Here is a 25,379-nt window from a genome sequence, read left to right as displayed (position 1 = left end):
TTTTTGCGCCCGCCAGATTCACACCGACGGATTCTTCGACAGCGGCGGATTACGCGCGAAGTACGACCGGATCCCGTTCAGGATCGCATTGGCCAGCTGCTCCTGGTGCGCGTTGTCATTGAGCTTGCGCTCTTCTTCCGGATTGCTGATGAAGGCTGTCTCGATCAGGATCGACGGGATATCCGGCGCCTTCAGCACCGCAAACCCGGCCTGCTCGACGCTGCCCTTGTGCAGCTTGTTGATGCCACCGATTTCGCCCAGCACGGCTTTGCCGACCTGCAGGCTGTCGTTGATCTGCGCCGTGGTGGACAGGTCCAGCAGCACGCGCGCGACCTGCGCATCCTTGTTGCCCATGTTGGCGCCGCCGATCAGGTCGGCGGCGTTTTCCTTGTTGGCCAGCCAGCGCGCCGCGGTACTGGACGCGCCGCGCTCGGACAGCGCGAACACCGATGCGCCACGCGCCTCGGGCGACAGGAAGGCATCGGCGTGGATCGACACGAACAGGTCGGCCTGCACCCGGCGCGCCTTCTGCACGCGCACGTTCAGCGGCACGAAGAAGTCGGCGTCGCGCGTCATCATTGCGCGCATATTGGGCTGGGCGTCGATCTTGGCGCGCAGCCGGTGTGCGATCTGAAGCACCACGTCCTTCTCGCGCGAGCCCGCTGCACCGATCGCGCCCGGGTCTTCGCCGCCGTGGCCGGGATCGATCGCCACGGTCAGCAGGCGGCGCATCTTGAAGGGCCGCTCGGCAGTGGGATTGTCGCGCGCGACCGGGGGCACCACCGGGGCATTGGGGGTCGGCACCGGCGGTGCCGACGGCCTGGGCCGGGCCGAGGCCACCGGTGGCGGCAGCGGCGCGGTGGTGGGCGGCACGTCGCCCTTCTCGTCGAAGCGGCGCACCAGCGCGCCGATCGCGTCTTCCTCGGCACCGGCCGGGGCGCCGGCGATGCCTTCCGAGCCCGGCGCCGGGTCCGAGGTGGCGAAGCGGCGCTGCTTTTCCTCGGTGTCCCGCACCAGCTTCCAGAGCGGATCGGGCGGATTGACCGGGTACAGATCGAACACCAGCCGGTTGCGGTAGCTGCCGATGGGCGCCAGCGTGAACACCTGCGGCGCCACGTTTTCCTTCAGGTCGAACACCATGCGGACCACGCGCGGGCGGTTCTGGCCCACGCGCACGGTCTGGATATACGGGTCGTTCGGGGTGATCTTGGCCACCAGCTCGCGCAGCGTGGGCGACAGGTCCAGGCCGTCGATGTCCACCACCAGCCGGTCGGGGTCGTGGATCATCTGGTGCACCGCGGCCAGCGGCGAATCGGATTCGATGGTGACGCGGGTGTAGTCCTCGGCGGGCCACACACGCACCGCGACAATGCCGGCGCCAAATGCGATCTGCGGGCCGGCGAGGGTCAGCACGGCCGTGCCTGCGCCCAGCTTCAGTGCCTGCGCCATCCATTTGCGGCGCGCCTGCAGCAGGCCGTCGGGTCCATCGGGGCGGTCAGTGGCAAGTCGCTTGATCAGCATGCGTTCAGCAAGGTAAGTCCAGTGGGAGTATAGGCGCGCATCGTCGCGCTCCGCCGTTCGCCGGCATCATCGGCCCCGGCCATGTCCGATTGGAGCAACACATGGAGATCCGGTTCCCCGAGCAGGCGGCCGGCCTTTTCCGGCCATTCGACCAGGTTGAAGGCCGGTTCGGCGAAGCAGTCGCGAAAACCCGCGTCGATCCATTCTTCGGGATCGGCAAAGCGGTACAGGTCGAAGTGGTAGACGGTCAGCGGCGAGCCGTCGGCGCGGGCCACCTCATAGGGCTCGCACAGCGTGTAGGTGGGGCTGCGGACCTTGCCCGCATGGCCCAGCGCGCGCAGGATCGCGCGCGACAGCGTGGTCTTGCCGGCGCCCAGGTCGCCGGACAACTGCACATGCACCGTGCGCCGCGGCATGGCCTGCACGGCGGCGGCCAGCGCGGCGCCCAGGCGCGCGGTGGCGGCTTCGTCGGGCAGCGTCAGGGTGCGTTCTTCGAGCAAGGGCATTGCGTACAATTCAGGAATGATCGACCGTGTAGCCTCAGGGCAGGCAGATGCGCCGCCCGCCCCCGTTTCAGTTTCGGACACCACCGGCCATCGGGCCGCGGGCCCCGGGGAACTTGCGGCGCTGGCCGCATCGATCCGCGCATGGGGCGCGGAGCTGGGCTTTGCCTCGGTGCGCATCGCGGATGTCGACCTCAGCCATGCCGAGCCCGGGCTGATGGCGTGGCTGGCGCAGGGCTACCACGGCGACATGGATTATATGGCGAACCACGGTCTGCGGCGCGCCCGCCCGGCCGAACTCGTGCCCGGCACGGTACGCGCGATCGTGGCTCGCATGCCGTACATTCCCGCTGCCGGCGCTCAGGCCGGTGCCGCCGACTGGCGCCGGCACGAGCTGGCGCGGCTGGACGATCCGGCCACCGCGGTGGTGTCGCTGTACGCGCGCGGCCGCGACTATCACAAGGTCCTGCGCAGCCGCCTGCAGCAACTGGCCAGCCGGATCGAGGCCGAAATCGGAAAATTCGGCTACCGCGTCTTTACCGATTCCGCACCCGTCATGGAAGTGGCGCTGGCCAGCCAGGGCGGTCTCGGCTGGCGCGGCAAGCATACGCTGCTGCTGGACCGCGACGGCGGCTCGATGTTCTTCCTGGGCGAGATCCTGGTCGACATCCCGCTGCCGGCCGACCCGCCCGAGTCCGGCCACTGCGGCAACTGCCACCGCTGCATCGACATCTGCCCCACGCGCGCCATCATCGCGCCCTACCGGCTGGATGCGCGCCGCTGCATCTCCTACCTCACCATCGAGCACAAGGGCCCGATCCCGGTCGAGTTCCGCGCGCCCATGGGCAACCGCGTCTACGGCTGCGACGATTGCCAGCTGGCCTGCCCCTGGAACAAGTTCGCGCATGTGGCCTCGGTGCCGGACTTCGACGTGCGCAACGGGCTGGACGCGCCCGACATGGTGGCGCTGTTCCAGTGGACCGAAGCGGACTTCAACCAGCGGCTCGAAGGCAGCCCGATCCGCCGCATCGGCCATGAGCGCTGGCTGCGCAACCTGGCGGTGGGGCTGGGCAACAGCCTGCGCGCGGCCTTGTCGGGCACGCGCGCGCAAGATGCGGCACTGGCCGCGCGCATCCGCGCGGCGCTGCTGGCGCGGCGCGAGACAGCCTCGCCGCTGGTGCGCGAGCATATCGACTGGGCCCTGGCGCAAGGCGGTCCGCCGCCGGAACGGGTCAGCTGAGATCCACAGAGGTCAGCTGACCAGCGCCAGCCACAGCGGCGTGGTCACGATCGCCGCCACCGTCATCAGCGAAATCGTCGCCGCCACCATCGGCCCGTTGCCGCCCATGCGCACGGCCAGGATATAGGCACTGGACGCGGTGGGCAGCGAGGCATACAGCACCACGATCTGGTACTGCAGCGCGGTCAGCGGCAGGTGCCGTCCCACCAGCCAGGCTACACACGGCATCGCCAGCAGCTTGACCCCGGTCCACCATGCCACCGGCCCGGCGGTGCCGGTGGCGCCGCTCATCTGCAGCCCGGCCCCCACGGTCATCAGCCCCAGCGCGGTCGAGGCCGAACCGAGCCGGTTCAGCGTCATGCCCAGCACCTCGGGCGCGTGCAGCCCCAGCAGGTTGGTCGCGAGGCCACCGGCGGTGGCCAGTATCAGCGGGTTGCGCGCCAGCTCCTTCCACAGCGCGGTCTGGCCGTGCCGCGCCAGCGCCCACACCGCCGCCACATTGCACAGCGGCACCGTGCAGCCGACGATCACCGCCATCAGCGCCAGCCCCTCGGAGCCGCCCAGGCGCGACGCCAGCGCCAGCCCGATATAGGAATTGAAGCGGAACGCGGTCTGCAGGCCTGAGGCAAAGCTCAGCGCGTCCGGCCGCAAGACCCATTTGACGGCGTAGCCGCCGGCCATGCCGGTGGCCATCACCAGCAGCGCCAGCCCCAGCATGGCCGAGGTCGAGGAAAAGTCCAGCACCGCGGTATTGGTCGACTGCAGCAGCAGCGCCGGGAACAGTACGAAGTAGACCAGGCGCTCCACGCCGCCCCAGAAGGCACGGTCGAAGGGGGAGTAGCGCACCAGCAGCCAGCCGATGAGGATCAGGCTGAAGTCTGGGACCAGCAGGAGGGCAGAAGACATTTATCGTTGTTGTGTGGCGGTGGCATGACGCGGCGGCAGCGACGGCGGGGGCAGATAACGGCGGAAAAACCGGAATGTGCAGACTAGGGCCGATACGGATAGGTATTTTTCCAGATTTGGGCCAGCATGGCATGCCAAGTTGTACGCCTGCCGCCATGTTGTTCCGCACCCGGTCCGCGCCACCGCGCCCGGACACCCTCCTCCGCCCCGGTTTTTGCCCCGGTTCCCGCCCTGGTCTGCACCCGGGCCGCTGGCTGCGCCTGGCCGCCGTGCTGGTGGCGCTTTGCGCCGCCACGGCTACGGGCGCCGTACCCCTGCCGGCGCGCTCGGTGGAGATCGAAGGGGTACGTTTTGACGATGCGGCGCGCGTGGGTGGCAAGGAACTGCAGCTTAACGGCACCGCCCTGCGCGCGGGCTTTCTGGCCAAGGGCTATGTCGCCGCCCTGTACCTGCAGGAACGGGCCCGCAATGCGGCCGTCGTGCTGGGCACACCCGGCGCCAAGCGCCTGCAGTTGCGCATGCTGCGCGAGAGCGAGCCGCCGGCCTTCATGCGCGCCATCCGCCAGGGCCTGCGCAACAACCACAGCGAGCAGCAGATGCTGGGGCTCGCCACGCGGCTGGAACAGTTCGAGCGCACCCTGGGTGAGGTCGGCACCGCACACAAGGGCGACGTGATCAACCTGGATTTCTCCCCGCAGACGGGAACCGTGGTCGCCATCAATGGCACGCCGCGCGGCCGGCCGATTCCCGGCGAAGACTTCTACCAGGCCGTGCTGCGCGTGTTCCTGGGCGAGCGCCCGGTCGACGCCGACGTCAAGCGCGGGCTGCTGGGCGGCTGACACAAATTACGCTGCCGACGCGCTGCCCCACCTGTGGCACTGCGCCGGTTTCTTTGCTGCCGGGCGGCACCCTGCCCGGACTTCTGACGGGAGACAAGATCTCATGCAAGCTGGCAAACTCGCACTGACCCTGGCCCTGGCGGCCGCCGCCACCGCGGCGCAAGCCCAGAGCTACCCGACCAAGCCGATCCGACTGATCATTCCGTTCGCACCCGGCGGCACCACCGACATCGTCGGCCGCGGCGCTGCGGACCAGATGAGCCGCATCCTGGGCCAGCCGGTGGTGGTGGAGAACCGCGCCGGCGGGGGTGGTTCGATCGGCGCGGACGCGATTGCCAAGGCCGCGCCGGACGGCTACACCATCGGCATCTCCACGGTCTCGACCATGGCCGTGAACCCGGCCTGCAACCCCAAGCTGTCGTACGACCCGATCAAGGACTTCAAGCCCATCACCAACCTGGCCAACGTGGCCAACGTGATCGCCGTGAACCCGAACTTCCCGGCCAAGGACTACAAGGAGTTCCTGGCCGTGCTGAAGGCCCACCCGGGCAAGTATTCCTACGCCTCGTCGGGCACCTGCGGCTTCGGCCACATGCTGGGCGAGCAGTTCAAGGTCTCGACCAAGACCTTCATGGTCCATATCCCCTACCGCGGCGCAGGCCCGGCACTGAACGACGTGCTGGCCGGCCAGGTGCCGATCATGGTGGACAACCTGCCCTCATCGATTCCATACATCAAGGCCGGCAAGCTGCGTCCCATCGTGGTGGCCTGGAACAAGCGCCTGGAATCGATGCCGAACGTGCCGACCTTTGGCGAAATGGGCCTGAAGGAGCCGAACGACCCGGCCTGGTACGGCCTGGTGGCACCGGCAGGCACGCCTGACGACGTTATCAAGAAGCTCAACGAAGCCGCCGTCAAGGCCCTGCAGGACAAGGACTTCCAGCAGCGCCTGCGCACCGCCGGCGCCGAGCCGTCGGGCAACACGCCGGCGCAGCATGCGGCGGAAATCAAGCAGGAATTCGACAAGATGAAGAATCTTGTGAAGGTGCAGAACATCAAGCTGGAGCAGTGATCCGGCCAGTGTGACGCCACCCGCGAAGGGCCGCCGCGAGGCGGCCCTTTTTTTCTTGCCCCCGCCAAAAAGCACTAAAATCCAGCATTCGCCCCAGCCTGACCGCCATGCCCGCCACCTATGACGCCATCCTCCCCGCCCCGTTCGGCAAGATCGGGGTGCGCACGGACGGCGCGCACATCCGGGCCATCGTGTACCTTCCCGAGCACGTCGAGGCACGCGCCCCCGCGGACGCGCTGACGCAACAGCTCGCGGTGCAGCTGGAGGCCTACTACGCCAACCCGGACGCCACCTTCGACCTGCCGCTGGCCCCGGCCGGCAGCGATTTCCAGCAGCGCGTGTGGCAGGCCATCAGCGCGGTGCCGCGCGGCGCGGTGACCACCTACGGCACCATCGCCGAGGCCATCGGCGCAATGCCGCGCGCGGTCGGCCAGGCCTGCGGGCAGAACCCTTTCCCGATCGTGATCCCCTGCCATCGCGTGGTCTCGGCGCGCGGCATCGGCGGCTTCTCGCACCATGCCGAAGACGGCTTCTACCTCGACGTCAAACGCTGGCTGCTGCGCCATGAGGGCGCCATGCTGATATGAGCGGCGCCGCGCAGGCACCCGAGATCGCCGCCGCCCCCAGCGATGCAGACGTGACGCTGGTCAGCCGCTTCTGCGACGCGCTGTGGCTGGAAGACGGTCTCTCGCGCAACACCATCGACGCCTACCGGCGCGACCTGACGCTGCTGGCGCGCTGGCTGCAGCACGAACACCGCGGCGAGTTGCTGGGCGCGGACGACGGCGCGCTGTCGGCCTACTTCAACGCGCGCCACACGCAATCCCGCGCCTCGTCGGCCAACCGGCGCCTGGCGGTATTTCGCCGCTTCTACCAGTGGGCGCTGCGCGAACACCTGATCGAGGGCGATCCCTGCCTGCTGCTGCGCCCGGCCAAGCAGCCGCCGCGCTACCCCAAGACCCTGAGCGAGGCCCAGGTCGACGCGCTGCTCGAAGCGCCCGACACCGACACGCCGCTCGGCATGCGCGACCGCACCATGCTTGAGCTGATGTACGCCAGCGGGCTGCGCGTGTCGGAGCTGACGCAGATGAAGACCATCGAGATCGGCCTGAACGAAGGCGTGGCACGCGTGGTCGGCGGCAAGGGCGACAAGGAGCGGCTGGTGCCGTTCGGCCAGCAGGCCGGCGACTGGCTGCGCCGCTACCTGGCCAGCGCGCGCCCCGCGCTGCTGGCCGGCCGCGCCTGCGACGCGCTTTTCGTCACGCAGCGCGGCGAAGGCATGACGCGGCAGGCGTTCTGGCACCTGATCAAGCGCCATGCGCGCGATGCCGGCGTGCATGCGCCGCTGTCGCCGCACACGCTGCGGCACGCCTTTGCCACGCACCTGCTGAACCACGGTGCCGACCTGCGCGTGGTGCAGCTGCTGCTGGGCCACGCCGATATCTCCACCACCCAGATCTATACGCACGTCGCCCGCGAACGCCTGCGCGAGCTGCACCAGCAGCATCATCCGCGCGGCTGAGCGGGCGGGCACCCTCCACTGTCATGAGCAAGACCAAGCACGTTTCGGAAACCCCCGCCACGCAATATCTGCGCAAGCACGGCGTCGCCTTCGGCGAGCATCCGTATGACTACGTCGAGCACGGCGGCACCGGCGAATCGGCGCGCCAGCTGGGTGTGCCCGAGCACGATGTCATCAAGACGCTGATCATGGAGGACGAGCGCGCCCAGCCGCTGGTGGTGCTGATGCACGGCGACTGCTCGGTCTCGACCAAGAACCTGGCGCGCCAGACCGGGCGCAAGAGCGTGCAGCCGTGCAAGCCCGACGTGGCCCAGCGCCACAGCGGCTACATGGTGGGCGGCACCTCGCCCTTTGGCACGCGCAAGCGCATGCCGGTCTATGTGGAAGCGACCGTGCTGGAACTGGCGCGCATCTATATCAACGGCGGGCGGCGGGGCTACCTGGTTAGCCTGGACCCGAAGCTGCTGCCGGGGCTGGTGGACGCCCAGCCGGTGCAGTGCGCGCTGCCTGACTGAGTTGCCGGCAGCCATATCGAGTGAAGTCTCCATGCCAATCCGGGAAGTCACGGACGTAACGAGGTCCCTGCCGCGCTACAATCGCGCCAGCCTGAAAACACCCCACTGCACATGGCCAATCTGCTTTTCGCCCTCGCCGCCTACCTGATCGGCTCCGTTTCCTTCGCTGTGGTCGTCAGCAAGCTGATGGGCCTGCCGGACCCGCATTCCTATGGCTCCGGCAATCCCGGCGCCACCAACGTGCTGCGCACCGGCAACAAGAAGGCCGCGATCCTGACGCTGATCGGCGATGCCCTCAAGGGCTGGCTGGCGGTGTGGCTGGCCGCGCGCTTCGGGCCGGCCTACGGGCTGAACGAGACCGGCCTGGCCATGGTGGCGCTGGCGGTCTTCCTGGGGCACCTGTTCCCGGTGTATCACCGCTTTGCCGGCGGCAAGGGCGTGGCCACCGCGGCCGGCATCCTGCTGGCGATCGACCCGATCCTGGGCCTGGGCACGCTGGCCACCTGGCTGATCATCGCGTTCTTCTTCCGCTATTCATCGCTGGCGGCGCTGGTGGCGGCGATCTTCGCGCCGTTCTTCCATGTGCTGATGAACGGCGTGGATGTGATGACGGGAGCGATCTTCGCGATCAGCGTGCTGCTGATCGCGCGGCACCGCCAGAATATTGCCAAGCTGCTCGCCGGGAAGGAAAGCCGGATCGGCGAGAAGAAGAAAGTCTGAAGGGCCTGAGGCAGCCCTGATGCCGACTCAGGCCGCGGCTGCCCCGAACAGCATCTCCACCCTGAACCCGCCACCATCGGCATTCACCAGGTTCAGCTTCCCCCCGGCCTGCCGCACCAGCCGGTCCACGATCGCCAGCCCCAGCCCGGAATGCGCATTGCCGCCGCGCGCCGGGTCCAGCCGCACAAAGGGCAGCGTGGCGCGATCCTTGTCGCCATCGGGAATGCCCGCGCCCTGGTCCTCCACCACCAGCAGGTAGCCCTCCGGCGTGCGCGAGGTCGCAATGCACACCGGCGGCTTGCCGTAGGCGTAGGCATTGTCGACCAGGTTGCCGACGATGCGGTCCAGCTGCGTGGCGATCATGCGGAAGCCCTCGCCCGCGCCCAGCGACAGCACCACCTGGCGCTCCTGCTCGGCCAGCGAAGCGGCCAGCTCATTGACGCGCCGGTCCACCGGCACCGGCCGCGCGGTCGGCTCGCTGGTCTGCGCGAAGCTCAGGAACTGTTCGACGATGGCCGCCATGGAATCCACGTCGCGCGTGACCCCCGCTGCCGCTTTGGGATCGGCCAGCATCTCGGCGCGCAGCCGCAGCCGTGCCAGCGGCGTCTTCAGGTCATGGGCGATGCCGGCCAGCATGGTGTTGCGCTCCTGCTCGATGCGCGCCAGGTCGCCCACCATGCGGTTGAAGCGCTCGATCAGCTGGCGCAGCTCATGCGGGCCGCGCTCGCGCAGCGGCGGCACGGCGTGCTGGCGCGACAGCTGCTCGGCCGCGTTGGCCATGTCGCGCACCGGGCGCTGGATCTGCCACGCGATCAGCACGGCGAAGACGATCGCCACGCCCACCACCAGCATCACGCCGGGCACCAGCCGGTTGTCGGGCGGCGGGTTGTGGACCCACAGGATCGGCATGGCGATCCAGTCGGCGCGGCTGGGCAGCTTGATCCAGATGCGCGGCGTGGTCTCGTCTTCCAGGCGGATCTCCGTGCCTTGCGGCAGCCTCCTGATGAACTGCTCCACCAGCCGGCGCGAGCGCCCGCCCTTGGGCGCGGTGGCGTGCTCGTCGGCAGCGGTGGTGCTGGCGGTCTCCACCAGGCTGGGCAGCCTGGCCGGCGGGCGTGCATCCAGGGCGCGCTCGATGCTGTCGAGCTGGAACAGCATCTGCTCCACCGAATAGTCCACCTGCTGCTGGCGGCGGTCCATGCGCAGGATGGCCAGCCAGGAGAAATGGCTGATCACCAGCACGGCCGCAATCAGCAGCGCAATGCGGCCGAACAGGGTATCGATACGTCGCAACTTCATTGGAAAGCAGTATCTGGTGGCAAGCGGCGCCGGCTAGTGGCCGCCGCAGCCATTATTCGGGGAGCCCCGCGGGAATCTCTTCCGCTTCGTCGGGCACGAAGGTGTAGCCGCGCCCGCGCACGGTCTGGATATAGCGCGGGCGCTGTGCGTCCTCATCCAGCAGGCGGCGCAGGCGCCAGATCTGCACGTCGATGCCGCGGTCGCTGATGCCGCTGGCGCTGCCGTACATCAGCTCGACGATGCGCTCGCGCGACAGCACTTCCAGCGGATGCATCAGCAGCAGCTTGAGCAGCGCGAACTCGGTATCGCTGATCGACAGCGTCTGGCCGGCGCGGGTCAGCATGCGCTGGCGGAAGTTGACGCGGAACGGGCCGAAGGCGACCGACTCGCGGTCTTCGGGCGCCGCCGCCGGGCGCGCCAACTTGCGGCGCAGCACGGCATTGATGCGCGCCAGCAGCTCGCGCGGCGAGAACGGCTTGCCGAGGTAGTCGTCGGCGCCGATCTCCAGCCCGACGATGCGGTCGATCTCGTCGCTGCGTGCGGTCAGCAGGATCACCGGGATATCGTCGTTCTTGGCGCGCAGGTTGCGCAGCGCGGTCAGGCCGTCGACCTTGGGCATCATCAGGTCCAGCACGATCAGCGCCGGCCGTTCGCGCTCCAGGCGCGCCTGCAGGCCGTCGCCGTCATGCATCACCGAGACCGCAAAGCCCTGCTGGGTCAGGTACTCGCGCAGCAGGTCGCGAAGTTCGGGATCGTCGTCGACGACGAGGATCTGGGTAGGCTGGTTCGTTCGCATAGGCACATGATAGTCAGCCGCGGCGCCACACATGCCGGTTTGGCCGGGCGGTTTTGTTTCCGGAGGTTACACCCGGGGCGCTGGTAATCCGCTGTAATAAAAGCCCCGGGCCACGAAACACGGGCGTCCGGGCCCGCACATTATCCTTGCGGCATGACCTGCCACCGGCGCCGCGGCATTGCGCGCCACACGGCGCCTTCCGGCCTGCCGGCCACCCCGCGGCGTGCCCTCCCACGCGACGTGGCCGGCACACCTGGCGTTGCGGCATACTGCATGCATCGTCACTTGCCAGACCGAACATTGCCGGCGCGCCGCGCGCGCCGGCCCCAGGATTGCGGACATGTCCAACCCCGAACAAGGCCAACCTACTCCCTCCCCGACCCCGTCTTCGCGTCCGCCCGAGGGCACCCCGCCGCGCCGCACCGGCCGGCGCCCGCTGATCGCCGGCGTGCTGGTGCTGCTGCTCGCCGGGGGCGCCTGGTACTGGCATGCCCACCGTGACCAGGCGCCGGCCGGGGCGGCCGGGACAGCCGGCGCGCAGCGTGGCGCCAGCGGCCCGGGCGCCCGCGGTGGCCCCGGTGGTGCTGGCGCGCCGCGCTCGCCGGTGGTGGTCGCCACCGTGGCCAGGCGCGATATGGACGTGGTGCTCAACGGCCTGGGCAATGTCACCCCCGTGTCCAACGTCACCGTGCGCGCGCAGGTGTCCGGGCCGCTGCTGAGTGTGCTGTTCAAGGAAGGCCAGATGGTCAAGGGCGGCGACGTGCTGGCCGAGATCGACCCGCGCCCGTTCCAGGCGGCGCTGGACCAGGCCGCGGGCCAGCTGGCGCGCGACCAGGCGCTGCTGCAGAACGCCAGGCTGGACCAGCAGCGCTATCGCACCCTGCTGGGCCAGGACTCGATCTCCAAGCAGCAGGTCGATACCCAGGACGCGCTGGTGCGCCAGTACGAGGGCGTGGTCAAGACCGACCAGGGCAATGTCGCCAACGCGCGCCTGCAGCTGGGCTACACCAGGATCGTGGCGCCGGTGTCGGGCCGCATCGGCCTGCGCCAGGTGGACCCGGGCAATATCGTCAATACCAGCGACACCAACGGCATCGCGCTGATCACGCAGATCCAGCCCATCGCGGTGATGTACACCATCCCCGAGGACAACCTGCCCTCGGTGCTGAAGAAGCTCAATGCCGGCGAGAAGCTGCCGGTACAGGCCTGGGACCGCCAGGTGCGCAACCAGCTGGGCGAAGGCACGCTGCTGACCACCGACAACCAGATCGACACCACCACCGGCACGGTCAAGCTCAAGGCGGTCTTCCCCAATGAAGACGGCATGCTGTTCCCCAACCAGTTCGTCAACGTGCGCACGCGCGTCGATACGCTCAGGGACGCCACCGTGATCCCGGTGGCCGCGATCCAGCGCGGCCAGCAGGGCACCTTTGTCTACACCGTGGACGATGCCAGCAAGGTCAAGGTGCAGGTGGTCACGCTCGGCCCGGGCGACGGCAGCCGCAACGCGGTGCTCAAGGGCCTGGAACCCGGCCAGCGCGTGGTGGTGGACGGCGCCGACCGCCTCAAGGAAGGCATGACCGTCGAAGCCGTCGATCCGGCCGCGCGCGCCGCCGCGCTGGTGCCGGCCAGCCAGCCGCGCGGGCGCGGCCGGCGCAACCGGGACGGCGCTGCCAGCGGCGCGCACGCCGACGCCAGCGGGGCCGCGGCGTCCGGTGCTTCCGGCGCGGCCGGCGAGCATCGCCGCCATCGCGACGCGGCCGCCAGCGCACCGGGCGCCGACGGCCCCGGCCGCCAGCCGCAGTAAGGACCGCGCATGAACCCCTCTCGCCTCTTCATCGAGCGCCCGGTCGCCACGGCGCTGCTGATGCTGGCCATCCTGCTGTCCGGGCTGGTGGCCTACCGCCTGCTGCCGCTGTCGGCGCTGCCCGAGGTGGACTACCCGACCATCCAGGTCACCACGCTCTATCCGGGCGCGAGCCCCGATGTGATGACCTCGTCGATCACGGCGCCGCTGGAGCGGCAGTTCGGCCAGATGCCGGGGCTCAAGCAGATGTCGTCGTCCTCGTCGGGCGGCGCGTCGGTAATCACGCTGCAGTTCGAGCTGACGCTCTCGCTCGACGTGGCCGAGCAGGAAGTGCAGGCCGCCATCAATGCCGGCGGCAACCTGCTGCCGGCCGACCTGCCGATGCCGCCGGTCTACAGCAAGGTCAATCCGGCCGACGCGCCGATCATGACCATTGCCATGACCTCGGACACCATGCCGCTGCCCAAGCTGCAGGACATGGTCGATACGCGCGTGGCGCAGAAGATCTCGCAGATCCAGGGCGTAGGCCTGGTGACCATCAGCGGCGGCCAGCGGCCGGCCGTGCGCATCCAGGCCAACCCGACCGCGCTGGCGGCGCTGGGCCTGTCGATCGACGACCTGCGCACCGCCATCGGCGCGGCCAACGTCAACGGTGCCAAGGGCAGCTTCGACGGGCCGGCGCGCGCCTCCACCATTGACGCCAACGACCAGCTCAAGTCGGCCGACGAGTACCGGCAGATCATCATCGCCTACCAGAACGGCGCGCCCATCCGCATCACCGACGTGGCCGATATCGTCGACGGCGCCGAGAACAGCCGCCTGGCGGCATGGGCCAACACCGACCCGGCCATCGTGCTGAACATCCAGCGCCAACCCGGCGCCAACGTGATCGAGGTGGTGGACCGCATCAAGGCGATGCTGCCCCAGCTGCAGAATGCGCTGCCGGCGTCGGTGCACGTGCAGCTGCTGACCGACCGCACCACCACCATCCGCGCGTCGGTGCATGACGTGGAGTTCGAACTGCTGCTGGCGATCGCGCTGGTGGTGATGGTGATCTTCGTCTTCCTGCGCAATGTGTCCGCCACCATCATCCCGGGCGTGGCGGTGCCGCTGTCGCTGGTCGGCACCTTCGGCGTGATGTACCTGGCGGGATTCTCGATCAACAACCTGACGCTGATGGCGCTGACCATCGCCACCGGCTTCGTGGTGGACGACGCCATCGTCATGATCGAGAACATCATGCGCTACATCGAGGACGGCGATCCCCCGATGGAAGCCGCGCTCAAGGGCTCGAAGCAGATCGGCTTCACCATCATCTCGCTGACGTTTTCGCTGGTGGCCGTGCTGATCCCGCTGCTGTTCATGGGCGATGTGGTCGGGCGCCTGTTCCGCGAATTCGCCATCACGCTGGCGGTGTCGATCCTGATCTCGGCGGTGGTCTCGCTGACGCTTACGCCGATGATGTGCGCGCGCCTGCTCAGGCACGTGCCGGAAGCCGAGCAGTCGCGCTTCCACCGCGCCGCCGGCCACTTCTTCGACAACGTGATCCACCGCTACGGCGTTGCGCTCGAATGGGTGCTGGACCGCCAGAAGTCGACGCTGATCGTGGCGGTTGCCACGCTCGTGCTGACCGTGCTGCTCTACCTGCTGGTGCCCAAGGGCTTTTTCCCGGTGCAGGACACCGGCGTGATCCAGGGCATCACCGAGGCGTCGCAGACCACCTCGTTCGCGGCCATGGGCCGCAAGCAGGAAGCCGTGGCCAAGGTGGTGCTGGAAGACCCGGCGGTGGACAGCCTTTCGTCCTTTATCGGCGTCGACGGCACCAACACCACGCTCAACACCGGGCGCATGCTGATCAACCTCAAGCCCAAGGGCGAGCGCGATTCGATCAGCGTGGTCACGCAGCGGCTGCAACAGTCGGTGGAAAAGCTCGGCGGCGTATCGCTGTACATGCAGCCAGTGCAGGACCTGACTATTGAAGACCGCGTCTCGCGCACGCAATACCAGTTCACCGTCGAGGACCCCGACCCCGTCACGCTGGCGACCTGGGTGCCCCGGCTGGTAGAGCGCCTGAAGCAGGAGCCCGAACTGCGCGACGTGGCCAGCGACCAGCAGAACAACGGCCTGCGCGCCTACGTGGAGATCGACCGCGACGCCGCCGCGCGCTTCGGCATCACCACCGCGGTGATCGACAGCGCGCTCTACAGCGCCTTCGGCCAGCGGCTGGTGTCCACCATCTTCACGCAGTCCAGCCAGTACCGCGTGGTGCTGGAAACCATGCCCGGCTTCCGCACCGGCCCGCAGTCGCTGTCGGAACTGCGGCTGCCGTCGTCGTCAGGCGGACAGGTGCCGCTGGGCGCGTTCGCCCGCATCACCGAGCGCACCGGCCCGCTGGTGATCAACCACCAGGGCCAGTTCCCGGCCGCGACCATCTCGTTCAACCTGGCGCCCGGCGAATCGCTGGGCGCGGCGGTAGACAAGATCACCAAGGTGGAACAGGAGCTTGGGCTGCCGATCTCGATGCAGACCGAATTCCAGGGCGCGGCGCTGGCGTTCCGCGCCTCGCTGTCCAACACGCTGTGGCTGATCCTGGCGGCGGTGGTGACGATGTATATCGTGCTGGGCGTGCTGTATGAGAGCACCATCCACCCGGTGACCATCCTGTCCACGCTGCCGTCGGCCGGCGTCGGCGCGCTGCTGGCGCTGCTGGTGGCGCGGCAGGACCTGGGCATTATCGCGATCATCGGCATCATCCTGCTGATCGGTATCGTCAAGAAGAACGCCATCATGATGATCGACTTCGCGCTCGAGGCCGAGCGCGAAGGCGGCATGGCGCCGCGCGATGCGATCTTCCAGGCCTGCCTGCTGCGCTTCCGCCCGATCCTGATGACCACCATGGCGGCCCTGCTGGCGGCGCTGCCGCTGATGCTGGGCACCGGCATCGGCTCCGAGCTGCGCCACCCGCTGGGCGTGACAATGGTGGGCGGCCTGCTGGTCAGCCAGGTGCTGACGCTGTTCACCACGCCGGTCATCTACCTGGCGTTCGACCGTATCGCTTACCGCATGAAGGCCTGGCGCAAGCGCCGCTTCGGTGATCCGGAAGAAGGCGGCACAGGCGACGAGCCCCCTTCGGCGCCACCCACGCTGCCGCAGGGGCCGGGGGCGCGATGAACCTGTCCGCCGCCTTCATCCACCGGCCGGTCGCGACCGCGCTGCTGACCATCGGCATCCTGCTGGCGGGCCTGGCCGCGCTGCGCCTGCTGCCGGTGTCGCCGCTGCCGCAGGTGGACTTCCCGACCATCTCGGTGTCGGCCTCGCTGCCCGGCGCCAGTCCGGAGACCATGGCCGCCACCGTGGCCACGCCGCTGGAACGGGCGCTGGGCACGATCGCCGGCGTGACGGAAATCACCTCCAGCAGCTCGCTGGGCTCGACGCGCGTCACGCTGCAGTTCGACCTGTCGCGCAATATCGACGGCGCGGCGCGCGATGTGCAGGCGGCCATCAACGCCTCGCGCGCCACGCTGCCCACCAGCCTGCCCAGCAATCCGACCTACCGCAAGGTCAATCCGGCCGACGCGCCGATCATGATCATCGGGCTGACCTCGCCGACCATGACGCGCGGCCAGCTCTACGACGCGGCCTCGACCATCCTCGCGCAGAAGCTGTCGCAGGTGGAAGGCGTGGGCCAGGTCACCATCGGCGGCGCTTCGCTGCCGGCGGTGCGGGTGGAACTGAACCCCACCGCGCTCAACAAGTACGGCGTCTCGCTGGAAGACGTGCGCAACACCATCAGCGCGACCAATGCCAACCGGCCGCTGGGCACGCTGGAGAACAACACCAATAACTGGCAGGTCTACGCCAACGACCAGGCGATGAAGGCGGAGGACTACATGCCGCTGATCATCCGCTACGCCACACCAGGCACATTCTCGTCGGCCTCGGCCGGCGCGCTGATCGCGAGCACGGCCAGCGCGACGGCCAGCGGCGGCGTCAGCACCAAGGTCGTCAACGGCGTGACGGTGACCACGCTCACCACCAGCAGCGGCACCACCACCATCACCAGCGGCGCGACCGGCGGCAAGAGCGCCACCAGTGGCCCCAACGCCTTTGCCGTGCCGGTGCGCCTGTCGGACGTAGCCAATGTGGTCGACTCGGTGCAGGACATCCGCAACGCCGGCTCCGCCAACGGCAAGCCATCGGTGCTGCTGGTGCTCAACCGCTCGCCGGGCGCCAACATCATCGAGACGGTCGACCGCGTCAACGAGATGCTGCCGCAGCTGCAGAAGATGATCCCGGCCACCATCTCGATGGATGTGATGATGGACCGCACGCCCACCATCCGGGCCTCGCTGCGTGAAGTCGAGCACACGCTGATGATCTCGGTGGCGCTGGTGATCATGGTGGTGTTCCTGTTCCTGCGCAATGTACGCGCCACCCTCATTCCCAGCGTGGCGGTGCCGGTTTCGCTGATCGGCACGTTCTCGGTGATGTACCTGGCAGGGTTCTCGCTGAACAACCTGTCGTTGATGGCGCTGACCATTGCCACCGGCTTCGTGGTCGATGACGCCATCGTGGTGCTGGAGAATATCTCGCGCCATATCGAGGAAGGCATGAAGCCGCTCGCGGCCGCGCTGCGCGGCGCGCGCGAAGTGGGCTTTACGGTGCTGTCGATGAGCCTGTCGCTGATCGCGGTGTTTATCCCGCTGCTGATGATGGGCGGCATTGTCGGGCGCCTGTTCCAGGAATTCGCCATCACGCTGTCGGTGGCCATCCTGGTTTCGCTGGTGGTATCGCTGACAACCACGCCGATGATGTGCGCGCGCCTGCTGCGCCCCATCGAGCCCGAAAAAGAGGGCCGCTTCTTCCGCGCCAGCGAGCGCGTCTTCAAGTGGATGCACGACGGCTACGCGCGCACGCTGGGGGTAGCGCTGCGCTACAGCGCCATCGTGTGGCTGGTGCTGCTGGCCACCATCGCGCTCAATGTGTGGCTGTACGTGATCGTGCCCAAGGGCTTCTTCCCGCAGCAGGACACCGGACGGCTGATCGGCTTTATCCGCGCCGACCAGGCCACCTCGTTCCAGGCCATGCGCGGCAAGCTCGACAGCTTTATCAAGATCGTCCAGTCCGATCCGGCCGTGGTCAACGTGACCGGCTTCACCGGCGGCTCGCAACGCAATACCGGGCAGATGTTCGTCACGCTCAAGCCACTCACGGAGCGCGAGGAAACCGCCGATGCCGTCATCGCGCGGCTGCGCATCAAGCTGGCCAAGGAGCCCGGTGCAAGCTTGTTCCTGCAATCGGTGCAGGACATCCGCATCGGCGGCCGGCAAAGCAGTTCGCAGTATCAGTTCACGTTGCAGTCCGATGACCTGAATGTGTTGCGCGAGTGGGAGCCCAAGGTGCGGGCGGCAATATCGAACCTGAAGGGGCTCGAGGACGTCGATACCGACACCAACGACAAGGGGCTGCAGACCTCGGTCATCATCGATCGCGATACGGCATCCAAGCTTGGCGTGACGGCGCAGCAGATCGACGCGGTGCTCAACGACGCCTTCGGCCAGCGGCTGGTGTCCACCATCTACCACCCGCTCAACCAGTATCGCGTGGTGATGGAGCTGAGCCCGGAATACCTGCAGGGGCCGCACGCGCTGCAGGACGTCTATGTGGTCACCGGCAACGGGCGCCGCGTGCCGCTGTCGGCCTTCGCGAAGGTGGAGCCGACCAGCACGCCGTTGGGCGTGAACCACCAGGGCCAGTTCGCGGCATCGACCATCTCGTTCAACCTGGCCGAAGGCTACTCGCTGTCGCAGGCCACCGATGCCGTCAAGGCCGAGATGGCCCGCATCGGCGTGCCCGAAACCCTGCAGGCCAACTTCCAGGGCGGCGCCAAGGCGTTCCAGGATTCGCTCAAGAGCCAGCCGATCCTGATCCTGGCCGCGCTGATCACGATCTATATCGTGCTGGGCGTGCTGTATGAAAGCTACGTACACCCGCTGACGATCCTGTCGACGCTGCCCTCGGCCGGCGTCGGCGCGCTGCTGGCATTGCTGGCCTCGAAGACCGAGTTCAGCATCATTGCGCTGATCGGCGTGATCCTGCTGATCGGCATCGTCAAGAAGAACGCGATCATGATGATCGACTTTGCCATCGACGCCGAGCGGCGCGAGGGGCTGTCGCCGCGTGACGCGATCCATCGCGCCTGCCTGCTGCGCTTCCGGCCGATCCTGATGACCACCATGGCCGCGCTGCTGGGCGCGGTGCCGCTGGCGATCGGCCACGGCGACGGCGCAGAGCTGCGCGCGCCGCTGGGCATCTCGATCGTCGGCGGCCTGGCGGTAAGCCAGCTGCTGACCCTGTACACCACGCCGGTGGTCTACCTGACGCTGGACCGCTGGCGCCTGAAGGTAAAGGCATGGCGCCAGCGCCGCCGCGGTACCCGTACACCGGACCAGCCGGCCGCCGTCTAGATTTGCGAAGACTCGACATGAAAGTTTTTTCCCGCCTCCTGACCCACGCCCTCCCGCTGCCGCTGGCCTGCGCGCTGCTGCTGGCCGGCTGCGCCGTCGGCCCCGACTACAAGCGCCCTGACGCACCGGTGTCCGAATCGTTCAAGGAGGCCGATGCCGGCACCCCCGCCTGGACCGGCGACTGGAAGCCCGCCGAGCCGCAGGATGCACTGGCGCGCGCCGACTGGTGGACGGTGTTCGGCGATGCGCAGCTCGACGCGCTGATGTCGCAGGTACAGGTCTCGAACCAGAACATCAAGGCCGCCGAAGCGCAGTACCGGCAGGCAGTGGCATCGCTGCAGGCCGCGCGCGCGGGCTTCTTCCCGACCGTCGACGCGCAGGCCGGCGCCTCGCGCGCGCGCGGCGCCAGCGGCAATACGCTCAACGGGCAGAACGTGACCCTGGGCGCGACCTGGGAAATCGACGTCTGGGGCCGCGTGCGGCGCCAGGTGGAAAGCAGCGAGGCCAGCGCGAAGGCCAGCCAGGCCGACCTGGCCTCGACGCTCTTGTCGACGCAGGCGACGCTGGCGCAGAGCTACTTCCTGCTGCGCGTGGCCGATGCGCAGAAGGCGCTGCTGGAGCGCACCGTGGCGGATTACCAGAAGTCGCTGCAGCTGGTGCAGAACCAGTACGCCGCCGGCACCGCGCAGCGCTCGGACGTGCTGCAGTCCGAAACGCAGCTCAAGAGCGCGCAGGCGCAGCAGATCGACATCCAGATCACGCGCGCGCAACTGGAGCACGCCATCGCTGTCCTGGTCGGCAAGCCGCCGGCGGCCCTGACGCTGGCAGCCGGCGACTTCGGCGACGCGCCGCCGCGCGTGCCGGCCGCGGTGCCGTCGCAGTTGCTGGAGCGCCGCCCCGACATCGGCGCGGCCGAGCGCCGCATGGCCTCGGCCAATGCGCAGATCGGCGTGGCGCAGGCGGCCTACTACCCGACCCTGTCGCTGTCGGCCAGCGGCGGCCTCACCGCCAGCACGCTGGCGCGCTGGATGTCGCTGCCGGACCGGATCTGGTCGATCGGCGGCGGGCTGGCCGGCACGCTGTTCGACGGCGGCCTGCGCAGCGCAGCCAAGGCGCAGGCGGTGGCCGCCTACGACCAGACCGTGGCCAACTACCGCCAGACCGTGCTGGGCGCGTTCCAGGAAGTCGAGGACAACCTCGCCGCGCAGCGGCTGCTGGAACAGGAAGCGGTGGTGCAGAACGACGCGCTGCGCTCGGCGCGCGAGGCGCTGGCGCTGGTGAACAACCGCTACCGCGCCGGCACCGCGGGCCTGCTCGACGTGCTGACGGCGCAGACCAGCGCCTACACCGCCGAGCGCACCGCGCTGTCGATCACCGGCCGCCAGTACACGGCGGCAGTGGTGCTGATCAAGGCCCTGGGTGGCGGCTGGCACGCGCCCGGCGCGCAGGCCGGATCGGCACAGGGCGGCATGGAGCAGCCCGCCAGTCAGCCCGCCAGTCAGCCCATCAGCCAGCGCTAGCCGCCGGCGCGCGCGGCAGCGGCTGCCGGCAGATGCGCTCGCGCAGCCAGGTGGCGGCCTTGCCCAGCGGCCGCTGCTTGTGCCAGACCAGTTCCATCGCCACCGGCCAGTCCTGCTGCTGGAACGCCAGCGGCGGCGACACCAGCTGCGCCGCGGCCGGCGAATTGGCCACCACGTGCCACGGCACGAAGGCCCAGCCCAGCCCGCGCTTGACCAGTTCCACGATCACCCACTGGCTTTCCACCCACCACACGTCGGCGGCCACGCGCAGGCGCATCTTCTCTTCGCTGTCGGTGCGGGTCGCGACCATCAGCTGGCGGTAGCGCTTGAGTTCCTCCCAGTCCACGCGCTGGCCGGCCAGCGGATGCTCGGGCGCGCACAGGATCTGCATTGGCACCCAGCCCAGCGCATGGAAGCCCAGCGCCGGCGGCAGCACCTCCTGCCGCCACATGATGCCGAGGTCGGCACCGCCTTCGAGCACCAGCCGGCTGACGTCCTCCATCAGCGGAAACAGCAGCTCCAGCTCCACCGCCGGGAAGCGGCTGGAGAACTCTTCGAGCAGCATGCCCAGGGTCTCTTCGGGATACAGCTCATCGACCGCCAGCACCAGCCGCGTCTCCACGCCCTCGCCCAGGCTCTTGGCCACCCCGCGGAAATGCTCGCAGCGCTCCAGGATCACGCGCGCCTCGGCCAGCAGCCGCTCGCCTGCCGGGGTCAGTACCGGATAACGGCCGGAGCGGTCGAACAGCGCGTTGCCGGCGTCGATCTCTAGGTTGGACACCGCCGCGCTGACCACCGACTGCGCCTTGCCCAGCCGGCGCGCGGCGGCCGAGAACGAGCCGGTATCGGCCGCCGCGACGAAAGCCTGCAATTGCTCGATGGAGAGGCTCATAAGGATCTTTATCGATGCGTCTATCTGTTAGACCGATAGTATCCAACTTGGCAATCCCTGCCCAGCAGATAGACTAGGCTCCATCGCGTTTTACCCGCAAGGAGCAATCATGCGCAATACCTGGGACCGGATCCGCCATGCCGTCGGCTTCGAGGTGGTCGGCCTGTTGATTTTTGCCCCGCTGGCCAGCTGGGCCTTCGGCTACGAACTGCACGAGATGGGCGTGATCGGCGCGGTCGCCTCGCTGATCGCCACTGGCTGGAACTACCTGTACAACGTGCTGTTCGACAAGGGCATGCTGCGTTACACCGGCCAGCTGCGCAAGTCGGTGCCGGTGCGCGTGCTGCACGCCGTGCTGTTCGAACTGGGCCTGCTGATCGTGTTCCTGCCGTCGGTGGCCTGGTACTTGGGCATCAGCCTGGTCGACGCGCTCATCATGGACATCGCCGTGGCCGGCTTCTACATGGTCTACGCGCTGGTGTACAACTGGCTGTACGACATTGTCTTCCCGGTGCCTTCGCTGAAGGCACAAGCCAAGCCGGAAGGCGCCGCGATCGGCTGAGCGCGGGTTTTTCCCGACCCCGGAGGCATCACTCCGGGGGTCTTTTCCGTCTTGTCGCGACTGGTCGAATTGTTATACTCCGTAACAATCAGACCGGATGCAACGCGCCTGCGTTTGCGTATCTGGCGCAACCTGCACGCGGGGAGACACCATGAAGATCGCAATCGCCGGTGGCGGTATCGGCGGACTGACGCTGGCGCTGCTGTGCCACCACCACGGCATCGAGGCCGAGGTCTGGGAGGCCAGCGAAACGCTGCGGCCGCTGGGCGTGGGTATCAACCTGCTGCCACACGCGGTGCGCATCCTGTCGGAGCTGGGACTGCGCGACGCACTGGCCGACATCGCCATCGAGACCTCGTCCCTCTCCTACTACAACAAGCTGGGCCAGCGCATCTGGCATGAACCGCGCGGGCTCGCGGCCGGCTATGACTGGCCTCAGTTCTCGAGCCATCGCGGCGAATTCCAGATGCTGCTGCACCGCACCGTGGTCGAGCGCCTGGGCGCCAGTGCCGTACATACCGGCCATGGCTTCGAGACCGTGCTGGACACCGGCGCGCGTGGCCAGGCGCGCTTCGCGCTGCGCCGGCGCAGCGACAATGCCGAGGTAGAGGCCAGCGCCGATGTGCTGGTCGGCGCGGACGGCATCCACTCGGCGGTGCGCCGCCACTTCTATCCCACCGGCGACCTGCCGCGCTTCTCGCGCCGCCTGCTGTGGCGCGCGGTCACCGAGGCGCCGCCCTACCTGGACGGCCGCTCGATGTTCATGGCCGGGCACCAGGACCAGAAGTTCGTGGCCTATCCCATCTCGGAACCGCTGCGCCGCCAGGGCCGCTCGCTGGTCAACTGGATTGCCGAGCTGCGCGTGCCCGACAGCGTGCCCGATACCCCGCCGCGCAGCGACTGGAACAAGCAGGTCGACAAATCGGTGTTCCGCGCCGCCTTTGCCGACTGGCAGTGGGACTGGATCGACATCCCCGCGCTGATCGATGGCGCCGACGCCATCTATGAGTTCCCGATGGTCGACAAAGACCCGCTGCCGCGCTGGACCTTCGACCGCGTCACGCTGCTGGGCGACGCCGCGCACCCGATGTACCCGATCGGCTCGAACGGCAGCGCGCAGGCCATCCTGGATGCCCGCTACCTGGTCGACAGCCTGCTGGGCACGCCCGACACCGCCTACGCGCTGCGCGAATACGAGGCCGAGCGCCTGCCGCGCACCGCCGGCATCGTGCTGCGCAACCGCATGAACGGGCCCGAGCAGGTGATGCAGCTGGCCGAGGCGCGCGCGCCGCAGGGCTTTGCCGATATCGAACAGGTGATCCCGCGCGCGGAACTGGAGGCGATTTCGCTGCGCTACAAGCAGCTGGCGGGATTCGACCGGCAGTCGATGCAGGGCAGCCGGTAAGGCATGAACTACAACAAGACCATCGGGAGAGGAGACACCATGGCGCCCCTGACCACCACCAAGCTGGCCCGCCTTGCACTGGCCGCGGCCCTCGCCCTCAGCGCCGGCAGCGCGCTCGCCGACATCACCGTCGGCGTCAGCCTGTCCACCACCGGCCCGTCGGCGTCGCTGGGCATCCCGCAGAAGAATTCGCTGGCCTACCTGCCGCAGAAGATCGTCGGCGAGGCCGTGCGCTACATCGTGCTGGACGATGCCTCGGACCCCACGCAGGGCGCCAAGGTGGCGCGCCGCTTTGTCTCCGAGGACAAGGTCGACATCATCCTGGGCTCGTCCGCGGTGGCGCCATCGATCGCCATTGCCGAGGTGGCCGATGAAGCCCAGACCGTGCAGCTGGCGTTCTCGCCGATTGAACTGAAGCCCGGGCGCGGCGCCTGGACCTTCCGGCTGGCGCAGCCGGTGCGGCTGATGGCCAATGCCGTGGCTGCCACCGCCAAGACCAACGGCGTCAAGACCATCGGCTTTATCGGCTTTGCCGACGCCTATGGCGAGACCTGGCTGAAGGACTTCACCGAAGCCGCCACGGCCAACGGCATCCGCCTGATCGCCACCGAGCGCTACGGCCGCGCCGATACCAGCGTGACCGCGCTGGCCATCAAGCTGATTGCCGCCAAACCCGATGCCATCCTGATCGCCGGCGCCGGCACCGGCGCCGCGCTGCCGCACACCGCGCTGCGCGAGCGCGGCTACGGCGGCACCATCTACCAGACCCACGGCGCGGCCACCAAGGACCTGATCCGCATCGGCGGGCGCCTGGTCAATGGCGCGATCCTGCCGGCCGGGCCGGTGATCGTGCCGGAGCAGTTGCCCGCGGGCGACCCGGTGCGCAAGCCGGGGCTCGACTACGTCACCCGGTATGAAAAGCAATACGGGGCCGACAGCCGCACCCAGTTCGGCGCCCACGCCTACGATGCCGGGCTGGTGCTGGAACGCATCGTGCCGGTGGCGCTCAGGCACGCCAGGCCGGGGACGCCGGCCTTCCGCCAGGCGCTGCGCCAGGCCCTGGAGACCGAGCGCGACATCGTGGTTTCACACGGCGTGCTGAATTACAGTGGGCAAGACCACTATGGCTTCGACCAGCGCGGGCGCGTTATGCTGACTATCGAGAACGGCAACTGGAAACTGCTCAAATGAGCCCTGACGCATCCGGCACACCGCCCGCCGCCCCCGGCACCACCGCCGCGCCCGCGCGGCGCAAGGCGCGGGACCCGCTCGCGCCGGACCCGGCCGCCAGCGGCGGTGCCGATGCCGGCTTCGATCCGCATGTGCCGAACGTCGACTATGGCGTGCTCGACAACCTGATCGGCTACGCCATCCGCCGCGCGCAGATCCGCATCTACGAAGACTTCGTCCATTCGCTGGCGCAATGGCAGATCACGCCGCCGCGCTTCTCGGCGCTGGTGATCATCTCGCGCAACCCGCACCTGAAGCTGACCGAGCTGGCGCAGATCCTGGGCATCGCGCGCTCGGGCGCGGTGCTGCTGGTCGATGCGCTGGAAGAGATGAACCTGGTGGCGCGCCGCCCGGCACCGGGCGACCGGCGCGCCTACAGCCTGGTGTTGACCACGGCCGGGCGCCGCACGCTGGAAGCCGCCACGCAGGCGGTGGTGGCGCACGACGCTCACGCTGGCTCGGCGCTGACCGAGGCCGAGCAGGCCACGCTGAAGTCGCTGCTGGCACGGCTGGCGCCGCCGCGCGCGGACTGAGGGTAATCCGGAAACCTGTCATCCGCTTGC

The 25,379-nt window shown here is 68.6% G+C and carries 21 protein-coding genes; 15 read left to right on the top strand and 6 right to left on the bottom strand.

Annotated features, from left to right (window positions below; translation table 11 throughout):
• Positions 1-18: 18 nt before the first annotated feature.
• Entirely contained in the window at positions 19-1,521 is a 1,503-nt protein-coding gene (locus tag DN412_RS25455) for an N-acetylmuramoyl-L-alanine amidase (protein ID WP_115214114.1), read from the bottom strand.
• Positions 1,515-2,027, bottom strand: coding sequence for a tRNA (adenosine(37)-N6)-threonylcarbamoyltransferase complex ATPase subunit type 1 TsaE (tsaE, locus tag DN412_RS25450; RefSeq protein ID WP_115214113.1), 513 nt, complete (start codon positions 2,025-2,027; stop codon positions 1,515-1,517). The genes DN412_RS25455 and tsaE overlap by 7 nt, the downstream gene beginning before the upstream one ends.
• 16 nt (positions 2,028-2,043) lie before the next feature.
• Between tsaE and queG the strand changes: the two genes are divergently transcribed.
• Entirely contained in the window at positions 2,044-3,264 is a 1,221-nt protein-coding gene (queG, locus tag DN412_RS25445; RefSeq protein ID WP_115214112.1) for a tRNA epoxyqueuosine(34) reductase QueG, read from the top strand.
• 12 nt (positions 3,265-3,276) lie between these two features.
• Here the strand turns inward: queG and DN412_RS25440 are convergent, their stop codons facing one another.
• A complete protein-coding gene (locus tag DN412_RS25440; RefSeq protein ID WP_078195389.1) occupies positions 3,277-4,170 on the bottom strand; it encodes an AEC family transporter in 894 nt (297 codons plus the stop codon).
• Positions 4,171-4,325: 155 nt separating this feature from the next.
• Here DN412_RS25440 and DN412_RS25435 point away from each other — a divergent pair, with 155 nt between their 5' ends.
• From DN412_RS25435 to plsY, 6 genes are all read left to right on the top strand, one after another.
• Complete coding sequence (locus DN412_RS25435) at positions 4,326-5,009, top strand: chalcone isomerase family protein (RefSeq protein WP_244222781.1); 684 nt, start codon at positions 4,326-4,328, stop codon at positions 5,007-5,009.
• A 103-nt stretch (positions 5,010-5,112) separates the two neighbouring features.
• Positions 5,113-6,081: a tripartite tricarboxylate transporter substrate binding protein BugE gene (locus DN412_RS25430; protein WP_115214111.1), complete on the top strand. Its 969-nt coding sequence runs from the start codon at positions 5,113-5,115 to the stop codon at positions 6,079-6,081.
• Positions 6,082-6,188: 107 nt separating this feature from the next.
• Positions 6,189-6,668, top strand: coding sequence for a methylated-DNA--[protein]-cysteine S-methyltransferase (locus tag DN412_RS25425; RefSeq protein ID WP_078195387.1), 480 nt, complete (start codon positions 6,189-6,191; stop codon positions 6,666-6,668).
• On the top strand, positions 6,665-7,603 hold the full coding sequence (gene xerD / locus DN412_RS25420) for a site-specific tyrosine recombinase XerD (RefSeq protein ID WP_115214110.1): 939 nt from the start codon (positions 6,665-6,667) through the stop codon (positions 7,601-7,603). The genes DN412_RS25425 and xerD overlap by 4 nt, the downstream gene beginning before the upstream one ends.
• A gap of 23 nt (positions 7,604-7,626) precedes the next feature.
• Positions 7,627-8,118 carry an aminoacyl-tRNA deacylase gene (locus DN412_RS25415; RefSeq protein WP_115214109.1) on the top strand — a complete coding sequence of 164 codons (492 nt, stop codon included), beginning with the start codon at positions 7,627-7,629 and terminating at the stop codon, positions 8,116-8,118.
• 111 nt (positions 8,119-8,229) lie between these two features.
• Positions 8,230-8,838: a glycerol-3-phosphate 1-O-acyltransferase PlsY gene (gene plsY, locus DN412_RS25410; protein WP_078195384.1), complete on the top strand. Its 609-nt coding sequence runs from the start codon at positions 8,230-8,232 to the stop codon at positions 8,836-8,838.
• Between the two features lie 27 nt (positions 8,839-8,865).
• Here the strand turns inward: plsY and DN412_RS25405 are convergent, their stop codons facing one another.
• Positions 8,866-10,137, bottom strand: a complete 1,272-nt coding sequence (locus DN412_RS25405) for an ATP-binding protein (protein WP_115214108.1) — start codon at positions 10,135-10,137, stop codon at positions 8,866-8,868.
• A gap of 52 nt (positions 10,138-10,189) precedes the next feature.
• A complete protein-coding gene (locus DN412_RS25400; RefSeq protein ID WP_078198465.1) occupies positions 10,190-10,933 on the bottom strand; it encodes a response regulator in 744 nt (247 codons plus the stop codon).
• 340 nt (positions 10,934-11,273) lie between these two features.
• On the opposite strand from DN412_RS25400, the gene DN412_RS25395 reads away from it, so the two are divergent.
• From DN412_RS25395 to DN412_RS25380, 4 genes are read left to right on the top strand one after another with little or no spacing between them, the layout of a single operon-like run.
• Positions 11,274-12,740 carry an MdtA/MuxA family multidrug efflux RND transporter periplasmic adaptor subunit gene (locus DN412_RS25395; protein WP_115214107.1) on the top strand — a complete coding sequence of 489 codons (1,467 nt, stop codon included), beginning with the start codon at positions 11,274-11,276 and terminating at the stop codon, positions 12,738-12,740.
• A 9-nt stretch (positions 12,741-12,749) separates the two neighbouring features.
• Positions 12,750-15,911, top strand: coding sequence for an MdtB/MuxB family multidrug efflux RND transporter permease subunit (locus DN412_RS25390; RefSeq protein WP_115214106.1), 3,162 nt, complete (start codon positions 12,750-12,752; stop codon positions 15,909-15,911).
• On the top strand, positions 15,908-19,207 hold the full coding sequence (locus DN412_RS25385; protein ID WP_115214105.1) for an efflux RND transporter permease subunit: 3,300 nt from the start codon (positions 15,908-15,910) through the stop codon (positions 19,205-19,207). The genes DN412_RS25390 and DN412_RS25385 overlap by 4 nt, the downstream gene beginning before the upstream one ends.
• A 17-nt stretch (positions 19,208-19,224) precedes the next feature.
• Positions 19,225-20,727, top strand: a complete 1,503-nt coding sequence (locus tag DN412_RS25380; protein ID WP_244222780.1) for an efflux transporter outer membrane subunit — start codon at positions 19,225-19,227, stop codon at positions 20,725-20,727.
• On the opposite strand, the gene DN412_RS25375 is transcribed toward DN412_RS25380, so the two are convergent.
• Entirely contained in the window at positions 20,714-21,619 is a 906-nt protein-coding gene (locus DN412_RS25375) for a LysR family transcriptional regulator (protein WP_078195378.1), read from the bottom strand. The genes DN412_RS25380 and DN412_RS25375 overlap by 14 nt on opposite strands.
• A gap of 109 nt (positions 21,620-21,728) precedes the next feature.
• Here DN412_RS25375 and DN412_RS25370 point away from each other — a divergent pair, with 109 nt between their 5' ends.
• The 4 genes from DN412_RS25370 (at position 21,729) to DN412_RS25355 (ending at position 25,349) form a co-directional block, all read left to right on the top strand.
• Entirely contained in the window at positions 21,729-22,181 is a 453-nt protein-coding gene (locus tag DN412_RS25370; RefSeq protein WP_115214104.1) for a PACE efflux transporter, read from the top strand.
• A 151-nt stretch (positions 22,182-22,332) separates the two neighbouring features.
• Positions 22,333-23,586 (top strand): flavin-dependent oxidoreductase, encoded by a 1,254-nt coding sequence (locus DN412_RS25365; protein ID WP_115214103.1) that lies wholly within the window; start codon positions 22,333-22,335, stop codon positions 23,584-23,586.
• Positions 23,587-23,625: 39 nt separating this feature from the next.
• Entirely contained in the window at positions 23,626-24,777 is a 1,152-nt protein-coding gene (locus tag DN412_RS25360) for an ABC transporter substrate-binding protein (RefSeq protein WP_115214102.1), read from the top strand.
• Positions 24,774-25,349 (top strand): MarR family winged helix-turn-helix transcriptional regulator, encoded by a 576-nt coding sequence (locus tag DN412_RS25355; RefSeq protein ID WP_115214101.1) that lies wholly within the window; start codon positions 24,774-24,776, stop codon positions 25,347-25,349. The genes DN412_RS25360 and DN412_RS25355 overlap by 4 nt, the downstream gene beginning before the upstream one ends.
• The last annotated feature ends 30 nt before the right edge of the window (positions 25,350-25,379 follow it).

This window comes from Cupriavidus lacunae (genome assembly GCF_003353055.1).
GTDB classification, from domain to species: domain Bacteria; phylum Pseudomonadota; class Gammaproteobacteria; order Burkholderiales; family Burkholderiaceae; genus Cupriavidus; species Cupriavidus lacunae.
This window is presented reverse-complemented; position numbering and strand designations above follow the sequence as displayed.

Bases quoted from the DNA above. Each gene is read 5' to 3' on its own strand.
- DN412_RS25455 (WP_115214114.1), bottom strand. From the start codon at position 1,521: ATGCTGATCAAGCGACTTGCCACTGACCGCCCCGATGGACCCGACGGC.
- tsaE (WP_115214113.1), bottom strand. From the start codon at position 2,027: ATGCCCTTGCTCGAAGAACGCACCCTGACGCTGCCCGACGAAGCCGCC.
- queG (WP_115214112.1), top strand. From the start codon at position 2,044: ATGATCGACCGTGTAGCCTCAGGGCAGGCAGATGCGCCGCCCGCCCCC.
- DN412_RS25440 (WP_078195389.1), bottom strand. From the start codon at position 4,170: ATGTCTTCTGCCCTCCTGCTGGTCCCAGACTTCAGCCTGATCCTCATC.
- DN412_RS25435 (WP_244222781.1), top strand. From the start codon at position 4,326: ATGTTGTTCCGCACCCGGTCCGCGCCACCGCGCCCGGACACCCTCCTC.
- DN412_RS25430 (WP_115214111.1), top strand. From the start codon at position 5,113: ATGCAAGCTGGCAAACTCGCACTGACCCTGGCCCTGGCGGCCGCCGCC.
- DN412_RS25425 (WP_078195387.1), top strand. From the start codon at position 6,189: ATGCCCGCCACCTATGACGCCATCCTCCCCGCCCCGTTCGGCAAGATC.
- xerD (WP_115214110.1), top strand. From the start codon at position 6,665: ATGAGCGGCGCCGCGCAGGCACCCGAGATCGCCGCCGCCCCCAGCGAT.
- DN412_RS25415 (WP_115214109.1), top strand. From the start codon at position 7,627: ATGAGCAAGACCAAGCACGTTTCGGAAACCCCCGCCACGCAATATCTG.
- plsY (WP_078195384.1), top strand. From the start codon at position 8,230: ATGGCCAATCTGCTTTTCGCCCTCGCCGCCTACCTGATCGGCTCCGTT.
- DN412_RS25405 (WP_115214108.1), bottom strand. From the start codon at position 10,137: ATGAAGTTGCGACGTATCGATACCCTGTTCGGCCGCATTGCGCTGCTG.
- DN412_RS25400 (WP_078198465.1), bottom strand. From the start codon at position 10,933: ATGCGAACGAACCAGCCTACCCAGATCCTCGTCGTCGACGACGATCCC.
- DN412_RS25395 (WP_115214107.1), top strand. From the start codon at position 11,274: ATGTCCAACCCCGAACAAGGCCAACCTACTCCCTCCCCGACCCCGTCT.
- DN412_RS25390 (WP_115214106.1), top strand. From the start codon at position 12,750: ATGAACCCCTCTCGCCTCTTCATCGAGCGCCCGGTCGCCACGGCGCTG.
- DN412_RS25385 (WP_115214105.1), top strand. From the start codon at position 15,908: ATGAACCTGTCCGCCGCCTTCATCCACCGGCCGGTCGCGACCGCGCTG.
- DN412_RS25380 (WP_244222780.1), top strand. From the start codon at position 19,225: ATGAAAGTTTTTTCCCGCCTCCTGACCCACGCCCTCCCGCTGCCGCTG.
- DN412_RS25375 (WP_078195378.1), bottom strand. From the start codon at position 21,619: ATGAGCCTCTCCATCGAGCAATTGCAGGCTTTCGTCGCGGCGGCCGAT.
- DN412_RS25370 (WP_115214104.1), top strand. From the start codon at position 21,729: ATGCGCAATACCTGGGACCGGATCCGCCATGCCGTCGGCTTCGAGGTG.
- DN412_RS25365 (WP_115214103.1), top strand. From the start codon at position 22,333: ATGAAGATCGCAATCGCCGGTGGCGGTATCGGCGGACTGACGCTGGCG.
- DN412_RS25360 (WP_115214102.1), top strand. From the start codon at position 23,626: ATGGCGCCCCTGACCACCACCAAGCTGGCCCGCCTTGCACTGGCCGCG.
- DN412_RS25355 (WP_115214101.1), top strand. From the start codon at position 24,774: ATGAGCCCTGACGCATCCGGCACACCGCCCGCCGCCCCCGGCACCACC.